General features: G+C 35.1%; 16 protein-coding genes. 4 read left to right on the top strand and 12 right to left on the bottom strand.

The window, feature by feature from the left end; translation table 11 throughout:
• Nucleotides 1-35: 35 nt before the first annotated feature.
• Nucleotides 36-1,082: a ferredoxin--NADP reductase gene (locus H033_RS0102290; protein ID WP_026836891.1), complete on the top strand. Its 1,047-nt coding sequence runs from the start codon at nt 36-38 to the stop codon at nt 1,080-1,082.
• 131 nt (nt 1,083-1,213) lie between these two features.
• On the opposite strand, the gene H033_RS0102285 is transcribed toward H033_RS0102290, so the two are convergent.
• The 3 genes from H033_RS0102285 to H033_RS0102275 form a co-directional block, all read right to left on the bottom strand.
• A complete protein-coding gene (locus H033_RS0102285; protein WP_051227735.1) occupies nt 1,214-2,311 on the bottom strand; it encodes a glycosyltransferase family 9 protein in 1,098 nt (365 codons plus the stop codon).
• 2 nt (nt 2,312-2,313) lie between these two features.
• Nucleotides 2,314-2,922 (bottom strand): DUF4254 domain-containing protein, encoded by a 609-nt coding sequence (locus tag H033_RS0102280; RefSeq protein WP_026836889.1) that lies wholly within the window; start codon nt 2,920-2,922, stop codon nt 2,314-2,316.
• Between the two features lie 150 nt (nt 2,923-3,072).
• Nucleotides 3,073-3,999, bottom strand: a complete 927-nt coding sequence (locus H033_RS0102275; RefSeq protein ID WP_026836888.1) for a DUF6427 family protein — start codon at nt 3,997-3,999, stop codon at nt 3,073-3,075.
• A 45-nt stretch (nt 4,000-4,044) separates the two neighbouring features.
• Here H033_RS0102275 and H033_RS0102270 point away from each other — a divergent pair, with 45 nt between their 5' ends.
• Nucleotides 4,045-4,275 (top strand): DUF6341 family protein, encoded by a 231-nt coding sequence (locus tag H033_RS0102270; RefSeq protein ID WP_026836887.1) that lies wholly within the window; start codon nt 4,045-4,047, stop codon nt 4,273-4,275.
• Here the strand turns inward: H033_RS0102270 and purD are convergent.
• Nucleotides 4,267-5,541: a phosphoribosylamine--glycine ligase gene (gene purD / locus H033_RS0102265; protein ID WP_026836886.1), complete on the bottom strand. Its 1,275-nt coding sequence runs from the start codon at nt 5,539-5,541 to the stop codon at nt 4,267-4,269. The genes H033_RS0102270 and purD overlap by 9 nt on opposite strands.
• A 90-nt stretch (nt 5,542-5,631) precedes the next feature.
• Between purD and H033_RS0102260 the strand changes: the two genes are divergently transcribed.
• A complete protein-coding gene (locus H033_RS0102260) occupies nt 5,632-6,939 on the top strand; it encodes a phenylacetate--CoA ligase family protein (protein ID WP_026836885.1) in 1,308 nt (435 codons plus the stop codon).
• Here the strand turns inward: H033_RS0102260 and H033_RS0102255 are convergent.
• The 7 genes from H033_RS0102255 to H033_RS0102225 are packed head-to-tail and all read right to left on the bottom strand — an operon-like array spanning nt 6,932 to nt 14,180.
• Complete coding sequence (locus H033_RS0102255) at nt 6,932-7,705, bottom strand: glycosyltransferase family 2 protein (RefSeq protein ID WP_026836884.1); 774 nt, start codon at nt 7,703-7,705, stop codon at nt 6,932-6,934. The two genes, H033_RS0102260 and H033_RS0102255, sit on opposite strands and share 8 nt — an antisense overlap.
• A 10-nt stretch (nt 7,706-7,715) precedes the next feature.
• A complete protein-coding gene (locus tag H033_RS0102250) occupies nt 7,716-8,705 on the bottom strand; it encodes a UDP-glucuronic acid decarboxylase family protein (protein ID WP_026836883.1) in 990 nt (329 codons plus the stop codon).
• A gap of 13 nt (nt 8,706-8,718) precedes the next feature.
• The gene (gene rfbD, locus H033_RS0102245) at nt 8,719-9,570 is read right to left on the bottom strand and encodes a dTDP-4-dehydrorhamnose reductase (protein ID WP_026836882.1); all 852 of its coding nucleotides are present in this window, start codon (nt 9,568-9,570) and stop codon (nt 8,719-8,721) included.
• Nucleotides 9,567-10,112 carry a dTDP-4-dehydrorhamnose 3,5-epimerase gene (gene rfbC / locus H033_RS0102240; RefSeq protein WP_026836881.1) on the bottom strand — a complete coding sequence of 182 codons (546 nt, stop codon included), beginning with the start codon at nt 10,110-10,112 and terminating at the stop codon, nt 9,567-9,569. Before rfbC ends, rfbD begins: the two co-directional genes overlap by 4 nt.
• 4 nt (nt 10,113-10,116) lie before the next feature.
• Nucleotides 10,117-11,802: a DUF6909 family protein gene (locus tag H033_RS0102235; RefSeq protein ID WP_026836880.1), complete on the bottom strand. Its 1,686-nt coding sequence runs from the start codon at nt 11,800-11,802 to the stop codon at nt 10,117-10,119.
• Between the two features lie 11 nt (nt 11,803-11,813).
• Nucleotides 11,814-13,304, bottom strand: a complete 1,491-nt coding sequence (locus H033_RS0102230) for a GH3 auxin-responsive promoter family protein (protein WP_026836879.1) — start codon at nt 13,302-13,304, stop codon at nt 11,814-11,816.
• Between the two features lie 6 nt (nt 13,305-13,310).
• On the bottom strand, nt 13,311-14,180 hold the full coding sequence (locus H033_RS0102225) for a M23 family metallopeptidase (RefSeq protein ID WP_026836878.1): 870 nt from the start codon (nt 14,178-14,180) through the stop codon (nt 13,311-13,313).
• 116 nt (nt 14,181-14,296) lie between these two features.
• On the opposite strand from H033_RS0102225, the gene tatA reads away from it, so the two are divergent.
• Nucleotides 14,297-14,509, top strand: a complete 213-nt coding sequence (tatA, locus tag H033_RS0102220) for a twin-arginine translocase TatA/TatE family subunit (protein WP_026836877.1) — start codon at nt 14,297-14,299, stop codon at nt 14,507-14,509.
• A 48-nt stretch (nt 14,510-14,557) separates the two neighbouring features.
• Here tatA and H033_RS0102215 read toward each other — a convergent pair whose 3' ends face one another.
• On the bottom strand, nt 14,558-15,538 hold the full coding sequence (locus H033_RS0102215) for a DUF4837 family protein (RefSeq protein WP_026836876.1): 981 nt from the start codon (nt 15,536-15,538) through the stop codon (nt 14,558-14,560).
• Between the last annotated feature and the right edge of the window lie 18 nt (nt 15,539-15,556).

The raw sequence follows: 15,556 nt of genomic DNA, 5'->3' as shown, positions 1-15,556 counted from the left end.
ATAGACTTTGTATTTTTGCAGCCAAATTGAATGTTATGAATAAATTTTATAGCCTAAATATAAAAGAAATTATCCGCGAAACTGCACAAGCGGTCAGTTTATCTTTTGAAGTGCCGGATAATCTTAAAGAACTTTTTTCTTTTAAAGCTGGTCAATATATTACTCTTAAAACAAACTTAGAAGGAAAAGAAGTGCGAAGAGCCTACTCTTTATGTTCTGCTCCAAATACAAACGAATATAAAGTTACCGTTAAAGAGGTTGAAGGTGGGACTTTTTCTGTTTTAGCAAATAACAAACTGAAAGCTGGAGATGTGTTAGAAGTGCATCCACCAGAAGGAAAGTTTGTCTTTGAGGCTAGCAGTACCAAACACAATTATGCTGCATTTGTTGCAGGAAGCGGGATCACACCTGTTTTATCTATTATTAAGACAGCACTTACCAAGGAAACCGACAGTAAATTCGTGTTGGTATATGGTAATAAAACCCCAGATGACACTATTTTCTTTAAGGAACTCTTAAAACTTCAAATAGAATACCCAGAGCGATTATATATTGAATTTGTTTACAGTAGAACTCAAGAAGAGAATGCTCACTTCGGAAGAATTGAAAATAGTACCGTAAACTACGTGCTGAAAAATAAGTTTGACGATCTAGATTTCGAGAAGTTCTACTTATGTGGGCCAGAGGTAATGATTGATAGCGTTTCTGAAGTTCTGTTGAAAAATGGAATTGAAAAAGAACAGATCTTATTCGAGCTTTTTACCTCTAGCGATTCTGGAGAAGTTGAAGCCAATTTAGAAGGTGAAACCAAACTTACTGTATTGGTAGATGATGAGGAAACCACTTTTTCTATGAACAAAAAAGACACAGTTCTGGATGCAGCCTTAGAGAAAGACTTAGATGTTCCTTATTCATGTCAAGGTGGAATTTGCAGTAGCTGCATCGCGAGAATTACTGAAGGAAAAGCAGAGATGGCAAAAAACCAGATCCTTACAGATAGTGAGATCGCTGAAGGTTTAATCCTTACTTGTCAAGCGCATCCTACAACTCCTACCCTAAAGGTAGATTACGACGATGTATAGCCCTCATTGAGGTTTAAATCCCCCGTCTTGACAGCTTTCGGGATAGGTCAAATTTTCAAGTGTGTTTTCCTCCCGAGAATTCAGGACATACCCCAAATTGTTATGAGGTTCTTTATTTTTTAAACAGATTCTTAAGGAATATTTAAAACTGAATTGATCTTTAGAACCACTAGTTCTGGAGAGATTGTCCGCATTACATCTTCATATCCATCCGGAACTTTGTTTCCATAGATTGAAGTTGGGATTTGAGGATATTTATTGAGGTCGGGCAAAATACAATTCTCTAAGGGCTGTTCAAAAGATTTAAATCCGGTGTATGGATGCGTTACGCCCCAAAGCGTGATCACAGGAATTCCATACATAGCCGCCAAGTGAGCATTCCCACTATCCATAGAGAGCATAGCGTCTAAATTTGAAATAAGTGCCAATTCTTCTTCGAACTTTAATTTTCCCGCAAGTGAAGTAATACGTTCATATTTTTCTGCCAGTTCCTCCAACATCGCTGCTTCCTTTTTTCCTCCACCAAAAAGAAAAACTTGAATTTTCCCTGCGATATTTAATTGAGACAATACCTTTTCCATAAGGTCTAATGGATATACCTTAGAATTATGTTGAGCAAAGGGTGCTACTCCAATCCATTTTAAAGGATTCTTGCCGGTGATCTCTCGGGTATTTGGTGAGATCTTCTGTTTTTCTGGAAACTCATGTAGACTAAGATCTATAGGGTATCCCAATTCAGCAAAAACATCGGCATAGCGCTCATGAGTTGCTTTTAATTGTTTAAAAACTTTATTGTTTGCTGCGGTTAGCGCCTTCTTCTCTGATCTTCCTTTATCAATTTGCTTAACTGGAATTCCGTAGAAATAAAAAACCGATTTTAAAACATTGCTTCTCAACACGTCATGCATATCGGCTACAGCATCAATACCCAGATCCCTAAGATCTTTAGCTAATCTGCTTAATCCAAAAACACCACTATGAAACCCGTTAATATCAGCTTCATATACACTTACATTTGGGATGTCTTTGAAAATAGGGGTAAAAAAAGCACGAGTAAGTAAGGTTATTTTTAAGCCAGGATAAGTAGCGGCGACTACTCGTAGTATTGGAGCTAACATAGCTACATCACCAAGTGCAGATAGTCTAATAACCAATATATGCGCTTCCTCAGATTGTCGCAAATTGCTTTTATCTTTAGATGGTTTCGATATATTGGTTTTCCAACTCACAACTAATTCTTCTTTCTTAGAACAGGGTTCAACTCATCGTCATTGTACATCTTCATCTGCTTGTACACCTTCATATATTTATCACCATTTTGAATATCTTCAAGTAACCTATCTATTGCTGAAGAAAGATCTACTCGTTGTTCCAAAAGAACATTCAGTTTAATTTGACATTTATAGCGGTGATCTTCAGAAGCATCTCCCCTATTAGCCTCTTCATCCATATGGTAGATCTTTAATGCCAAAATAGAAAGTCTGTCTATTGCCCAAGCAGGGCTTTCAGAATTAATAGTTGCAGAAGATTTAACCGTTACTTCCTTGAATTTTTTCAAAAAATAACTATCAATAAACTCCACCATATCTGTACGGTCCTGGTTAGAAGCATCTATTTGTCGCTTTAATGTTAAAGCTGCAACTGGGTCTATATTAGGATCGCGAATAATATCTTCATAATGCCACTGTACCGTATCTATCCAACACTTTCTAAAAAGTAAATGTTCTATAAGTTGAGTGTCTTTGTTGTATGGATTCTCAAATGATTGATCTACAGAGTTAACCAAATGATACTTATCTATTACCTCTTTGAAGATCTTATTTGCTTTAGCTGAAAACATGTTTGATTTATTATTTTATTTATAAAAAATGCAACTCCTTATAGGAGTCTATAATTTAATTGAAATTTCTATAGGAAAACAAAGGTATTATATTTTGAAATATTGGAAAGCCTGTAGGTATTTATATCCGAAGCTCCTAAATAAGTTAAATTATAGAAAGACCGGAAGCAAAATAGGCATTAAAATAAGCGCTATTAAAAGCACTTCTTTAAAACCCTTCTCTTTATTACTGTCAAAATAATTAGATGCTATTATAGAGAATGGAACAAAGAAAAATAGCAACTCGCTGCCATCCTTCACAGGAGATAGGATCGCCACAAAAACAGAAATCAGAAGCGTAATGAACACCAACATGTAGGTGAGTCTAGATCTAATTCCAGATTTTTGAAAGAGCTTGAAATAGTGAGATAGCGTCCATAAGGTTAATGCCAAGATAATGCTTATGGGAATTAAAACGCTTAGATTTTGATAGTTTTCGAATTTAAAAGAACTCTCCTGAAACCAGGCAGCCCAGGTATAAAATACGTCATTGACCAAAAGATGAAAGGCAGTAACTAATATAAAAACTATGAAAATTGCAACTAGTGGAATCAGCCAGTTTTTAAAATAATTAATTGCATGAAATAATATTCCGCTATAAACAATAAAAATAAAAAGAATAGACCAAAAATAGAAAAGCGATGCAATACAAATCCAAAAAGTAGCATCAAAGATCTTCAAAGGAATATCCTTTCTAGACTTTAAACTTATCACTCTTCTTAAAGAAAGTAGAATGCAAAAGTTGGCCACAATTATTTGATTATCCTGCAAAATCGCCCAAAAGGAAACCGAGCAGACTGCAAATATTAGAATCTTAAAACCGCTCCTTTTGGTAAGTTCGTTCTTCTTTGCAATAAAATCTAGCACCATTGCACTCACCAAAAAACTCACCAACACCCCAAATTTTGTAAAGAGCGTGTACATTTCAAATTCCTGAAATACTGGTTTCAAATTAGCCAAAATGTAAAAAACAGTCATAAAAAGAATGACCGTTAACAAAATTACTGGTTTAGATTTGCTAAAAAAGCTTGTTAGCATGTTCGTTTTTTATATTTTTGTACTATAATATAACAAAGTTATACAATGAAAGATTTTTTTGAAGGAATCGCTTGGCTTTTTACAGAAATATTATTTATTCCTTTTAATGCCTTAAGAGAATTACAAGACGAATATTGGTTTCTAGCCAATTTTATGAACTGGATCTTTGTGATTATATGTTTTGCAGCTTTAGTTTACTGGATGTTGCAGTTGAAAAAATTTAACGATAGCGGTGAAGAAGATCGTGATCCTAAAGCACACTCATTCCTAGGCTAAGTCAAAACCTAGATCTTTTCTATAATACATCTTATCAAAATGAAGTTTATCTACATTTTGATAAGATTTTTTTAATGCTTCTTTGTAATCTTTTCCAAAAGAGGTTACTGCAATTACTCTTCCTCCATTAGTTACCACTTTACTATCTTTTTGAGTAGTTCCAGCATGAAAAACAAGGGAATCCTCAATTTCACTTAATCCCGTAATTTCAGCACCCTTTTCGTAAGCTTCCGGATATCCACCAGAAACCAGCATAACTGTAGCTGCAGTTTTTGGGGAGATCTTTATATTTACTTCATTTAATTTCTGATCTTTCAAGGATTGGAAAAGCTCTACTAGATCACTTTCTATTCTTGGTAAAACCACTTCGGTTTCAGGATCTCCCATTCTTACGTTATATTCTATCACGTAAGGTTCCTCTCCAACTTTTATCAGGCCTATAAACACAAAGCCTTTATAATCTATGTTTTCCTTTTGAAGTCCGTTAATCGTTGGTTTCACAATACGTTCTTCAATCTTATTCATCAATACCTCATCTGCAAAAGGAACTGGAGAGATTGCTCCCATGCCTCCTGTATTCAAACCCGTATTTCCTTCCCCTATTCTTTTATAATCTTTAGCCGTTGGAAGGATCTTATAGTTTTTCCCATCGGTCAAGACAAAAACACTTAATTCTATACCGTCCAGAAATTCCTCTATTACGACTTTTTCACCCGCATTTCCGAATTTGCTATTAACAAGCATGTGTTCCAGTTCTTTTTTAGCTTCCTCCAGGTCTTCAAGGATTAGAACTCCTTTTCCTGCGGCAAGGCCATCTGCTTTAAGCACATATGGCGCTTTTAAGGTTTCTAAAAACGATTTTCCTGCTTCCAGACTTTCAGCAGTAAAACTTTGATAAGCAGCTGTTGGAATATTATGCATAGACATGAATTCCTTAGCTCTTTCTTTACTTCCTTCCAGTAAAGCTCCTCTTTTGGAAGGTCCTACAACAGCTATTTCAGTTAATTCAGGGTCGTTTGTGAAGAAATCTGCAATACCAAGAACTAAAGGATCTTCTGGTCCTACAATTAGCATTTCCACATTTTCTTTAAGAACAAACTCCTTGATTGTTTCAAAATTAGTTACCTTCAAATTGATATTAGTAGCTATTTTGGCAGTTCCTGCATTACCTGGAGCAACAAAAAGTTGGTCGCAATGTTTGCTCTCTAAAATCTTGTGAGCAAATGCATGTTCACGGCCACCGGCACCTAATATCAAAATATTCATGTGGAAGTTGTTTTAAGTTCTTGCCCCAAAAATAATTGTTTGTAAATTGAAGCACTAATAATTTCGAATAAATTAAAGCACTCCCAGCCTTTGAATTGGTTCAAAATCTCACTTCAGCTTAATAAATTCCCTATAAATAGGGCGCAAAAGCTATTACAAGAAATTCAGGATATTCCAGAGGAAGAATTCGAAGATTATGTGCATAATCGCAGGAAAGCCATTGTAAATTATCATTTATCGCATAACTCTTATTATAAAGATTTCTTCGGAAATAAAGAATTTACAGATTGGGAGGAAGTTCCGGTAATGCAAAAGTCAGATCTGCAGAGACCTTTAAACGATAGGCTTAGCAAGAAATATAATAAAAAGAACAGTTATATAGGGAAGACCTCTGGTTCCAGTGGGCATCCATTTATTTTTGCAAAAGATCGATTTTGCCATGCGGTAACCTGGGCAGAGTTTATAGACCGATATAAGTGGATAGATATAGACCTCAACAAATCTTTACAGGCTAGGTTTTACGGGATCCCTTTAGATTTCTACGGAAATTTAACGGAACGCTTCAAAGATCAGGTAAGCTTGCGAAGAAGATTTAACGTCTTCGATCTTAGCGAAAAGAAGATGGAAGAATTTTTAATTCGATTTAAAAAATCTGAATTCGACTATATTAATGGATATACCAGCGCAATTTTACTTTTTGCAAAATATTTAAAGAAACAAAAAATTGTTTTAAAAGAAACCTGTCCCACTTTGAAAGTTTGTATTGTTACTTCAGAAAAACTTTTTGAGAATGATAAGAAGCTTATTGAAGCAACATTCGGAATCCCCGTATTTAATGAGTATGGAGCAAGCGAAGTAGGGCTTATCGCTTTTGAAAATACTGATAACGAATGGATAGTAAATGCAGAGAGCTTGTTTATAGAGATCTTGGACGATAATAATAGAAGCTTGCCATATGGCGAGGAAGGAAGAATTGTTATTACCTCTCTATATAATAAAGCACATCCAATGATTCGGTATGACATTGGAGATACCGGTACCTTGGCAAAGAACAGTACTTTTAAACATCCTGTACTATTAAATCTTACCGGAAGAACTAATGATGTGGCTCGCTTGGCAGATGGAAAAGTAGTCCCCGGACTTACTTTTTATTATGTGACCAAATCTATTATTGAAGATGCTGGAAGCATTAAAGAATTTCTAATTGTACAAACTGCATTAGATAAATTTAAAATAGAATATGTTAGTGAGAATGTCCTTTCTGACGGGCAGGTTCAGAAAATATTAGCTGCCATAGAGACTTTCGTGGGTAAAAACCTCCAAGTAGAATTTGAGAAAATGCCAATTCTAAAAAGAAATAAAAGTGGGAAATTGAAACAGTTTACTTCCATCATTTAGAAACTACCTGCTTTTTCTTAATAAAGAAATGTTCCTTTAAAAAAACTCCCATTTTCACTAAGCTCTTAAGCTTACTATATTTCAAAAATTCTCTGTAGATCAAATAGTTATATTTTAATAGGGCGGTCTTATTATTGGAAATAGAATTTTCTCTAATTCGATATTTGGCTAATGGTTCTATGATTCCTTTTGTGGATTCTATCCGCTTCAAAATAGCTAACCATAATGCCCAATCCTGCCTTTTTCTTAATGTGGGACTATAGATTTTCCCCAGTTTCTCAACGCTATAAATTCCAGTAAGATTCCCTACATAATTAGATTTGAGTAATTTTTTATAGGAGAGAATAGGCAAAGCTTGAATTTTTTTCTGAAGCTCCTGTCCAAATTCATTTATCAGGTAATAACTAGAATAGGTCATTTCAAGATCATGGCTTTTCATGAAATCTAATTGAGTTTCTAACTTCTCGGGGAGCCAAAGATCGTCGGCGTCTAAAAACGCAATATATGAGCCCTGAGCTTCTTTTATACCAATGTTTCTGCTGATACCCGTTCCCTGATTTGTTTTATTCTGAAAAAGTTGAATTCTGGGATCTTCTGATGCGAATTTTTCGATGATTTCAACTGTATTATCTTCAGAAGCATCATCTATTATCAATAATTCCCAGTTAGAATGAAATTGATGCAAAACAGATTGAATCGATTCAGCAATAAATTCAGCCGAATTATATGCAGGCATTATTACCGATACTAATGGCGATTCTTCCATTTAGCTGTTATTAGCGTCTTATGTGCTTTGCGAAATCCTTATGCTCACTTTTAAACAATTCCTCTTTAGTAAGGTTTTTAAAGTAATCGTAGGTGATCTTCATCCCATCTTCCCTAGAAACTTTAGGTTCCCAACCTAAGATCTCCCTAGCTCTAGTAATATCAGGTTGACGTTGCATTGGATCGTCCTCTGGTAAAGGCACACAAACTATCTTTTGATTAGTATTGGTGAGTTTAATTATTTCATCTGCAAATTCTCTGATAGTAATCTCATCGGGATTACCAATATTCACCGGATCTGAATAGTCACTTAAAAGCAATCTAAAAATTCCTTCTACCTGATCATCTACATAACAAAAAGAACGAGTTTGAGAACCGTCTCCAAACACAGTAAGGTCTTCTCCCCTTAATGCTTGGCCGATAAATGCAGGAATTACCCGACCATCATTTAATCTCATTCTTGGGCCATAGGTATTAAAGATTCTGGCAATCCTAGTTTCTAAGCCATGAAAACGATGATAGGCCATAGTCATGGATTCCTGAAAACGTTTTGCTTCATCGTACACCCCGCGTGGACCTATGGAATTCACATTCCCATAATAATCCTCAGTTTGTGGGTGCACCAAAGGATCTCCATAAATTTCTGATGTCGATGCGATTAAAATTCGCGCATTTTTCTCCTTAGCTAAACCAAGTAGATGCAATACTCCAACAGAGCCTACTTTTAAAGTCTGAATTGGTATTTTTAAATAATCTATTGGGCTTGCCGGAGAGGCAAAATGCAGAATATAATCTAGTTCTCCAGCAACATGTACATATTTTGTGATATCATGATGATAGAATTCAAAGTTTTCCATCTTTAAAAGATGTTCGATGTTTTTCATATCTCCAGTAATCAGGTTATCCATCCCAATTACCTTATAACCTTCTTTTATGAATCTATCGCATAGATGAGAGCCTAAAAACCCTGCCGCTCCAGTTATTAATATCCTTCTAGACATCTAAAATCTTTATCTAATTATTATTGTATAATTCTAAAACGGCGTCCTGCCATGAGGCCACTTCTACCTCAAAATTGGTCTTTAATTTAGTTTTATCTAAAACGCTATTTTCAGGCCTTTCTGCAATAGTTTTATAAGAATTATCCTCATTTAAAATAACCTCGTCACATTTATTGGAAAGTCTTAAGATCTCTTTTGCAAATCCGTGCCAGGTAGTTTCCCCTGCATTACTATAGTGGTATAAACCATAGTTTTCATTCTCTTCCTTTATGATTTGAACTAGTAGTTCAGCAAGATGATTTGCGTTGGTAGGTGTCCCTTTTTGAGCAGTAGTTATATTTAAAGTAGCATTTTCTGCAGCTTTATTTAAAATGGTCTTATAAAAATTATGCCCATATTCAGAATACAACCAAGAGGTGCGAAAAATAAAATGATAGCCAATTGTATTCTGGATGTGTTGCTCCCCTTTTAATTTTGAAGCGCCATACACGTTAATTGGATTTGTTTTATCCTCTTCTTTATATTGGCCAGTATTGGTGCCATCAAAAACATAATCTGTAGAGATATGAATAAGCACCGTTTTATGCTTTCGGCAGATTTCAGCTAAATTTTTTACTGCTTCAGCATTTATACTGAAAGCTTTTTCCTTATCAGATTCGGCTTTTTCAACATTAGTATAGGCAGCGCAATTAATACAATAGTCTATTTGTTTGTTTCCAAAGCACATACTTAGGTCACAAGTTGAAGTAATGTCGATTTCTGAAGAGTCCATAAATAGCCAATCGATCGTATCTTCTTTTGCCGCAATTTTTTGAATACACTTACCTAATTGTCCAGATGCGCCCGTTACCAATACCGTTTTCATGAAAATAATTCTTTGAGTGTTGGTAATTTAGTGTCTTTTTCTGACAGAATTAACTCATCCTCCGGAAATTTCCAATCTATTGCAAGATCCGGATCATTATAGATAATTCCAGATTCTGAGCCCGGATAATAAAACCGATCGCATTTATAAGAAAAAACAGAAGTTTCAGACAAGGTGATAAATCCATGTGCAAAACCCTGAGGTATAAATAATTGATGCTGATTCTGATCGGATAAAATGATATTATAAGACTCTTTAAATGTTGGAGAGTCTGGTCTTAGGTCTACTACAACATCCAATACTTCGCCATAAATTACACGAACGAGTTTAGCCTGAGCGAACCCACCAGATTGGAAATGCAAACCACGTAATACCCCTTTTTTAGATACCGATTGGTTATCCTGGACAAATTCCAGATCTAAGCCTGTAATTTCATTAAATTTCTTTTTGTGATAACTCTCTAAAAAAATACCCCGATGGTCTGGATATACCTGTAATGTTAAAATAAAACAATCTTTTAGAGGGGTGTTTTCAAACTTCATTAAACTATGAATTAAAAATTTGTTCTAATATTTTTTCGGTGATCAAATAAGTTGGCTTTACACCGGTAGTCCCTAAACCACCAGATGCTAATGTACTCCCTGTCTCAAGCGGATTATCTGAAGCGTAATAAGCATATCTTACTTTTACATCTTCTTTAATATTCCCTCTCAATCTGGAAGCAGATTGAATTGCTTTTTGATAATGTACTCCTTCCATTTCCAATCCAACTACATCCCATGTAGATTCCTGAAAGAATTTTAAGATATCACGATTCTGAAGCGATGTTCCAAGGACTGTGATCATAGAGCCATCTACGACCTTTATGCCATTCCCGTCAAGATCCTCCTTTTTGAGCTCATTATAAAACGGGTAGTTATCTGCTGTTCCTTCAAATAAATGGGCTGAAGGGATCATGATATCACCTTTTCCTCCATCTAAAATTCCTGCTTTACCCATAATAGAAACCGAATCTACATTCAAATGAATCTCATTGTCATCATATCTATATGGTTTCAGTAGTTCATCCATAGTTTCATAGGCTTGTTCTCCAAAAGCATAATCCATTACAACTATAACTGGTTTGTCATTTATAGACTTATTGTTAAAATTCGGACTTCTATAACCGTCTTTGATCTTTGCAGTATCAAATACCTGCACGTCAATATTGGTTCCGCTGGCATCTTCAATAAACTTCATACCATTTTCTAAAGCAACTTTCATTACTTTATTTCTAAGCTGGCCATTACCGCTATTACTCAACTCCTCATAAACTTGCATTGGTTTCTTTTCCTTTAACTCCTCTTCTAAAGCAATTGGGCTAAAAAGTGTATTCATAACACTGTGCATATTCGCACTGATAATATGAATTGGCCTATACATTAAATTATTCTCCACCAAATATTGCTTGATAGAATCTGCCCAGATCTCCCCATGTATATGGTGCCCTAAACGCTCTCTAAGTACAGGGCTAAAGGTTACAATTCTCTTATTGTTATTTATGGTCTCGTCCATTGCCAGTTTCCCTAACCAATAAATTATCTCCAGAAAACGCTCTTCATTCTCAGGGATCATAAATTTAGGATACATAGTAGTAACCTCTTTAAAGGTTCTTCCCAGAATATTGGCAGTATGCGTAAGTGCTATTTCTCTCTCATTTTGAGTTAAGCTAGGTTTTAAAACCGCCGCTTCCAGCTTCATCCAATCTCGTGTAACACTTCCTTCTTCGTCTATAATTACGCGTCGCATAATTTTATGTGATTCTATAAACAGAAAGGTTAGGTGAGTAAGAATATCATAGATCTCAGATCTTCCCCGAGTTACCTCAATATTCATTTGCTCTTCATCTATTCTATAACAATTTCTTCTTCTCTTTGGTGGAACAATTGGCGTAAAATGAGAGTTCGCATAGCCCTCGTCACTTGTAAGATTGATGAATCTACACTGTTCTATTCCAACAGGAAGCCGCTCTATCACATATAATAGTCCGTCTAATTCTACTTTTTCTTCTGCAATAGTTCCGTAGATTTCTGGTCTTAATGTGAGCAAAGATTCCCTTAGGGTTTCTCCAGAAATCCCCATGGGTTTGTAAAATCCGCGATTAAATAAATGTCGCATGGTTATATACATTCGCTCTATTGCATTAGTACTTTCTTGCGCCCGGGTTCTTCCCATCAATTTCAAATTCACCATATATTATTGCTTTATATTTTTTCCAAAACCTCTGCGATCTTTCTGTCGTTAGAGAGTCTTGGTAATTTATTTTGTCCTCCCAGTTTTCCAATAGATTTCATATACTGCTGAAATCCATTCTCGGGAATTTTTTTAATTTTTAATTTTTGAAGGATCTTGCCTTCTATCAAATCTAAATAATAAGAATTTTGTTCTTGCATAGATTGGTCTAAGATCTCCAAAAACTGCTGAAAATCCTTAGGTTCTTTTTCAAATTCTACGAACCATTCATGATAAGGTAACTGCTCGCCTTCTGGAGTGATTTGCGGAGCTACCGTAAATTCTGTGATTCTACTTCCCGTCTTTGAAGTTGCTTCTTGCATTGCCTGTTCTACTTCTTTGGCAATAACATGCTCTCCAAATGCCGAAATAAAATGTTTTATCCGCCCAGAAACAATCAATTTATATGGTTTTACTGAAGTGAACTGAACTGTATCTCCCAAATTATAACCCCACAAACCAGCTGTATTAGAAACGATCATTACATAATCTACCTCTACTTCTACTTCTCCTATAGTTAATCGTTTAGGCTTTTCGTCAAAGAATTCTTCAGATTTAATAAACTCATAGAAGATTCCGGAATCCAATTGAAGTAACATTCCCTTATCTCCCTGTTTATCTTGAAAAGCAAAAAACCCTTCAGAAGCAGGATATAGTTCTATACTATCTACTTTTCTTCCAATTAAGTTTTCAAACTTAGCGCGATAGGGCTCGTAATTTACTCCGCCATATATAAACAGATCGAAATTCTTGAACAAATCTCCCACCTTTTTTCCTGTGGTCTGCTGAAGGTTTTCAAAATACATTTGCACCCAAGATGGTATCCCGCTTATCACGGTCATATCTTCATCTTTTGTTTCTCCTACTATCGCACTTACCTTTGTTTCCCAATCTTCAATGCAATTAGTTTTTAAACTAGGTAACCTATTCTTCTGAAGATACGAAGGGACAAAATGTGCAACGATCCCAGATAATCTGCCCAGTTTCACTCCGTTCTTCTCTGTTAACTCTGGGCTTCCCTGCAAGAAGATCATTTTTCCGTCCACAAATTTAGACTTCCCAGTTTCGGCTATATAGCATAAAATGGCATTTCTAGCCGCGTTAATATGAGTGGGCATAGATTCCTTAGTAAGAGGAATATATTTTGCACCACTTGTGGTCCCAGAAGTTTTGGCATAATAAAGTGGTTTTCCAGGCCACAGTATATTTTCTTCTCCTGCTACCATTTTATCTACATACAGCTTGAGTTCTTCATAATCGCGAACGGGAACATTAGATGCAAATTCTTTATAATTATTGATGTTTTTAAAATGATGATCTAAACCAAACTGGGTGTCCTTCGCTTTTTCCAAAAGTTCTTTAAAAACTTTTTTTTGTGTAGCTTCTGGATTAGAGGCCCACTTATTAATTTTATTGCGAATGTGTTTTGCAAAGATCTTTGCAGCTATGGATTTTATAGACATAAAAATTTAATCAAAATCAATGTAATCTTTTGGATTTACGGGATTCCCTTCATTCCATAATTCAAAATGTAGGTGTGGGCCTGTTGTGAGTTCTCCGGCAGATCCTGCCGCAGCGATCACTTCTCCAGATTTCACAAAATCTCCCTGTTCTTTTGTTAGTGACGAATTATGCTTATAAACAGAAAGCAATCCGTAATTGTGCTCTATTATAATCACATATCCAGTTCCGGAACTCCATTCAGCAAAGATCACCCGCCCATCTGCTACGCTTTTAACAGGGGCGTTTTTAGCGACCACAATATCTATTGCATAATGTCTTGTTTTAACATTATAGCCTTCGGTAATTGGCCCTTTAACTGGTGGAAATAATGCGAATTCTATATTAGAACCAGCTGTTTGAAGAACATTATATTTATCTTCTAAAGCCACTTCTTCTCTCAATAAAGAATCTGCCCTTGAAGGCGATAGATCTATATATTCTGAATCTATTTGTTGGGTATTTAATAATGAATCTCTATTGAGATGCCCTATTTCCAGGTCTCCGGTAAGCACTTTTCTTATAGATTCGTAATATTGATTATTTAACATCAAAGCCGTTTGTAGGGAATCTGTCTTATAAGTTAATTCTGTGGCCTGTCTCTTCAGTTTTGTTGAAGAATATCCAGGAATATACTCCCTTAATCCTGTGAAAGCTATAATGAAGATTGTTAAGGCAATTAACAATATAGCACTAGAAGTAATTGCTACAAATAAATTTAATCGAGTTAACTTAAATGAAAGACGCTCCTCAAAAGTGTCTTCATTTAATACAACCAATCTGTATTTATGAAGTAACTTTTTACTGAATTTTTTATTGTTTTCTTTTGTTTGAGACATAATTTATGCTGCTATTACAAAGATAGCATAAAGTTAAATTTATACTATTTTAATGCTCATAAACGTTTATATTAATGATTTCTTGCTAAGTTTGTAGTAACAAAAATTTTTTAATTATGAACGCATTGTTTTTACCTTTAATGATAGGCGCACCTCAAATAATTTTAATCGTCATTGTGATATTATTATTATTTGGAGGAAGAAAGATTCCTGAATTAATGAGAGGATTAGGTAGTGGTATTAAAGAATTTAAAGATGCCTCTAAGGATGATGATGACACAGACAATAAAACCCCTGGAGACAAAAAAATTCCTGAAGACAAAAAATAAATTTCTTATAATATCCTAAAAAAGGCCCAATTAAAATTGGGCCTTTTTTTAGTCTATTTTTGCCGATTTCAATATTGCTTCCAACTCAAACATATTGTCGCGTTTGGCTGTTGCGGGAGCAAAAGTAAATCCTTCCAGAATGATATATCTATTGTTAACACTATCTCTAACGGCATAATTAATAAAGGGTCCGGCCATAAAAGCATTCTTCATCTCCCACGTTCCCTTCGTTTCAAAAGCGAACTTCCCGTCTATTTCAGAGTCAAATAAGTAAGGAGCGTAAGCTTCTTCTGTAATCATATATCTCTCTTCTAAAGCACCGTGAATATAAGTTTTCCCAATAGAATCTCTCATTTTTATAATATTGGCAATTACGCTGGTATCTCTATCAATTTGATCAAGGGGCACGGCATATACTAAAATCTCCATATTACCTTTAGGGATGTCTTTCCGGAGCCAAAAGAATTCTTCATTTTCCATCGCATACCTATAAGCGGTTGGAAATTTAAGTGATACTCCTAGTTTGTTTTTTAACTTTTCGTCCTCTTTTAATGACTTATTGATCCTTCTTTGCTTTTCTTTAATTTCAATATTTCGAAGGGTTTTAATAATTTCTTCTGAATTTTTATTGATCTGTTCGATAATCTCATCAGAATCTTGCCCGGTAATTACAACTCCTTTTTGTGGGTGGGCAAAAGGATCATTGAAAATTTTAAATCTCCCAGCTTCACCTTTTTCAATCTTCACAAACAATCTATTCTTACGCACAAAACCAGAAAAAGCTTCTGGTGGCATCTGATTTAGGGAAAAAATAGGTTCTTCCTGAGGCAATCCATCTACAGGAGATGCTAAAGATTTTCTAAGTGCTTCTCCAACAGAACCTTCCCACATCTCATTTTCAATAACTACAGAGATATTGTTGATATTCCCTGAAGAAGTAGCTAAAAGTATAGGATTCTTACTTTCGGAATCTTGACATCCAGTAAATAACAAGGAGATAAATAAACTTAGGAATACAAAATTCTTCATAATTATAATTTAATTAAT

Origin of the sequence: Gillisia sp. JM1 (genome assembly GCF_000424645.1) — a bacterium.
In the GTDB taxonomy this organism is placed as follows: domain Bacteria; phylum Bacteroidota; class Bacteroidia; order Flavobacteriales; family Flavobacteriaceae; genus Gillisia.
This window is presented reverse-complemented; position numbering and strand designations above follow the sequence as displayed.

What these genes read in the sequence shown, in the direction of transcription:
- H033_RS0102290 (WP_026836891.1), top strand. Translation starts at nt 36, where the DNA reads ATGAATAAATTTTATAGCCTAAATATAAAAGAAATTATCCGCGAAACT.
- H033_RS0102280 (WP_026836889.1), bottom strand. Translation starts at nt 2,922, where the DNA reads ATGTTTTCAGCTAAAGCAAATAAGATCTTCAAAGAGGTAATAGATAAG.
- H033_RS0102275 (WP_026836888.1), bottom strand. Translation starts at nt 3,999, where the DNA reads ATGCTAACAAGCTTTTTTAGCAAATCTAAACCAGTAATTTTGTTAACG.
- H033_RS0102270 (WP_026836887.1), top strand. Translation starts at nt 4,045, where the DNA reads ATGAAAGATTTTTTTGAAGGAATCGCTTGGCTTTTTACAGAAATATTA.
- purD (WP_026836886.1), bottom strand. Translation starts at nt 5,541, where the DNA reads ATGAATATTTTGATATTAGGTGCCGGTGGCCGTGAACATGCATTTGCT.
- H033_RS0102255 (WP_026836884.1), bottom strand. Translation starts at nt 7,705, where the DNA reads ATGGAAGAATCGCCATTAGTATCGGTAATAATGCCTGCATATAATTCG.
- H033_RS0102250 (WP_026836883.1), bottom strand. Translation starts at nt 8,705, where the DNA reads ATGTCTAGAAGGATATTAATAACTGGAGCGGCAGGGTTTTTAGGCTCT.
- rfbD (WP_026836882.1), bottom strand. Translation starts at nt 9,570, where the DNA reads ATGAAAACGGTATTGGTAACGGGCGCATCTGGACAATTAGGTAAGTGT.
- rfbC (WP_026836881.1), bottom strand. Translation starts at nt 10,112, where the DNA reads ATGAAGTTTGAAAACACCCCTCTAAAAGATTGTTTTATTTTAACATTA.
- H033_RS0102235 (WP_026836880.1), bottom strand. Translation starts at nt 11,802, where the DNA reads ATGGTGAATTTGAAATTGATGGGAAGAACCCGGGCGCAAGAAAGTACT.
- H033_RS0102230 (WP_026836879.1), bottom strand. Translation starts at nt 13,304, where the DNA reads ATGTCTATAAAATCCATAGCTGCAAAGATCTTTGCAAAACACATTCGC.
- H033_RS0102225 (WP_026836878.1), bottom strand. Translation starts at nt 14,180, where the DNA reads ATGTCTCAAACAAAAGAAAACAATAAAAAATTCAGTAAAAAGTTACTT.
- tatA (WP_026836877.1), top strand. Translation starts at nt 14,297, where the DNA reads ATGAACGCATTGTTTTTACCTTTAATGATAGGCGCACCTCAAATAATT.
- H033_RS0102215 (WP_026836876.1), bottom strand. Translation starts at nt 15,538, where the DNA reads ATGAAGAATTTTGTATTCCTAAGTTTATTTATCTCCTTGTTATTTACT.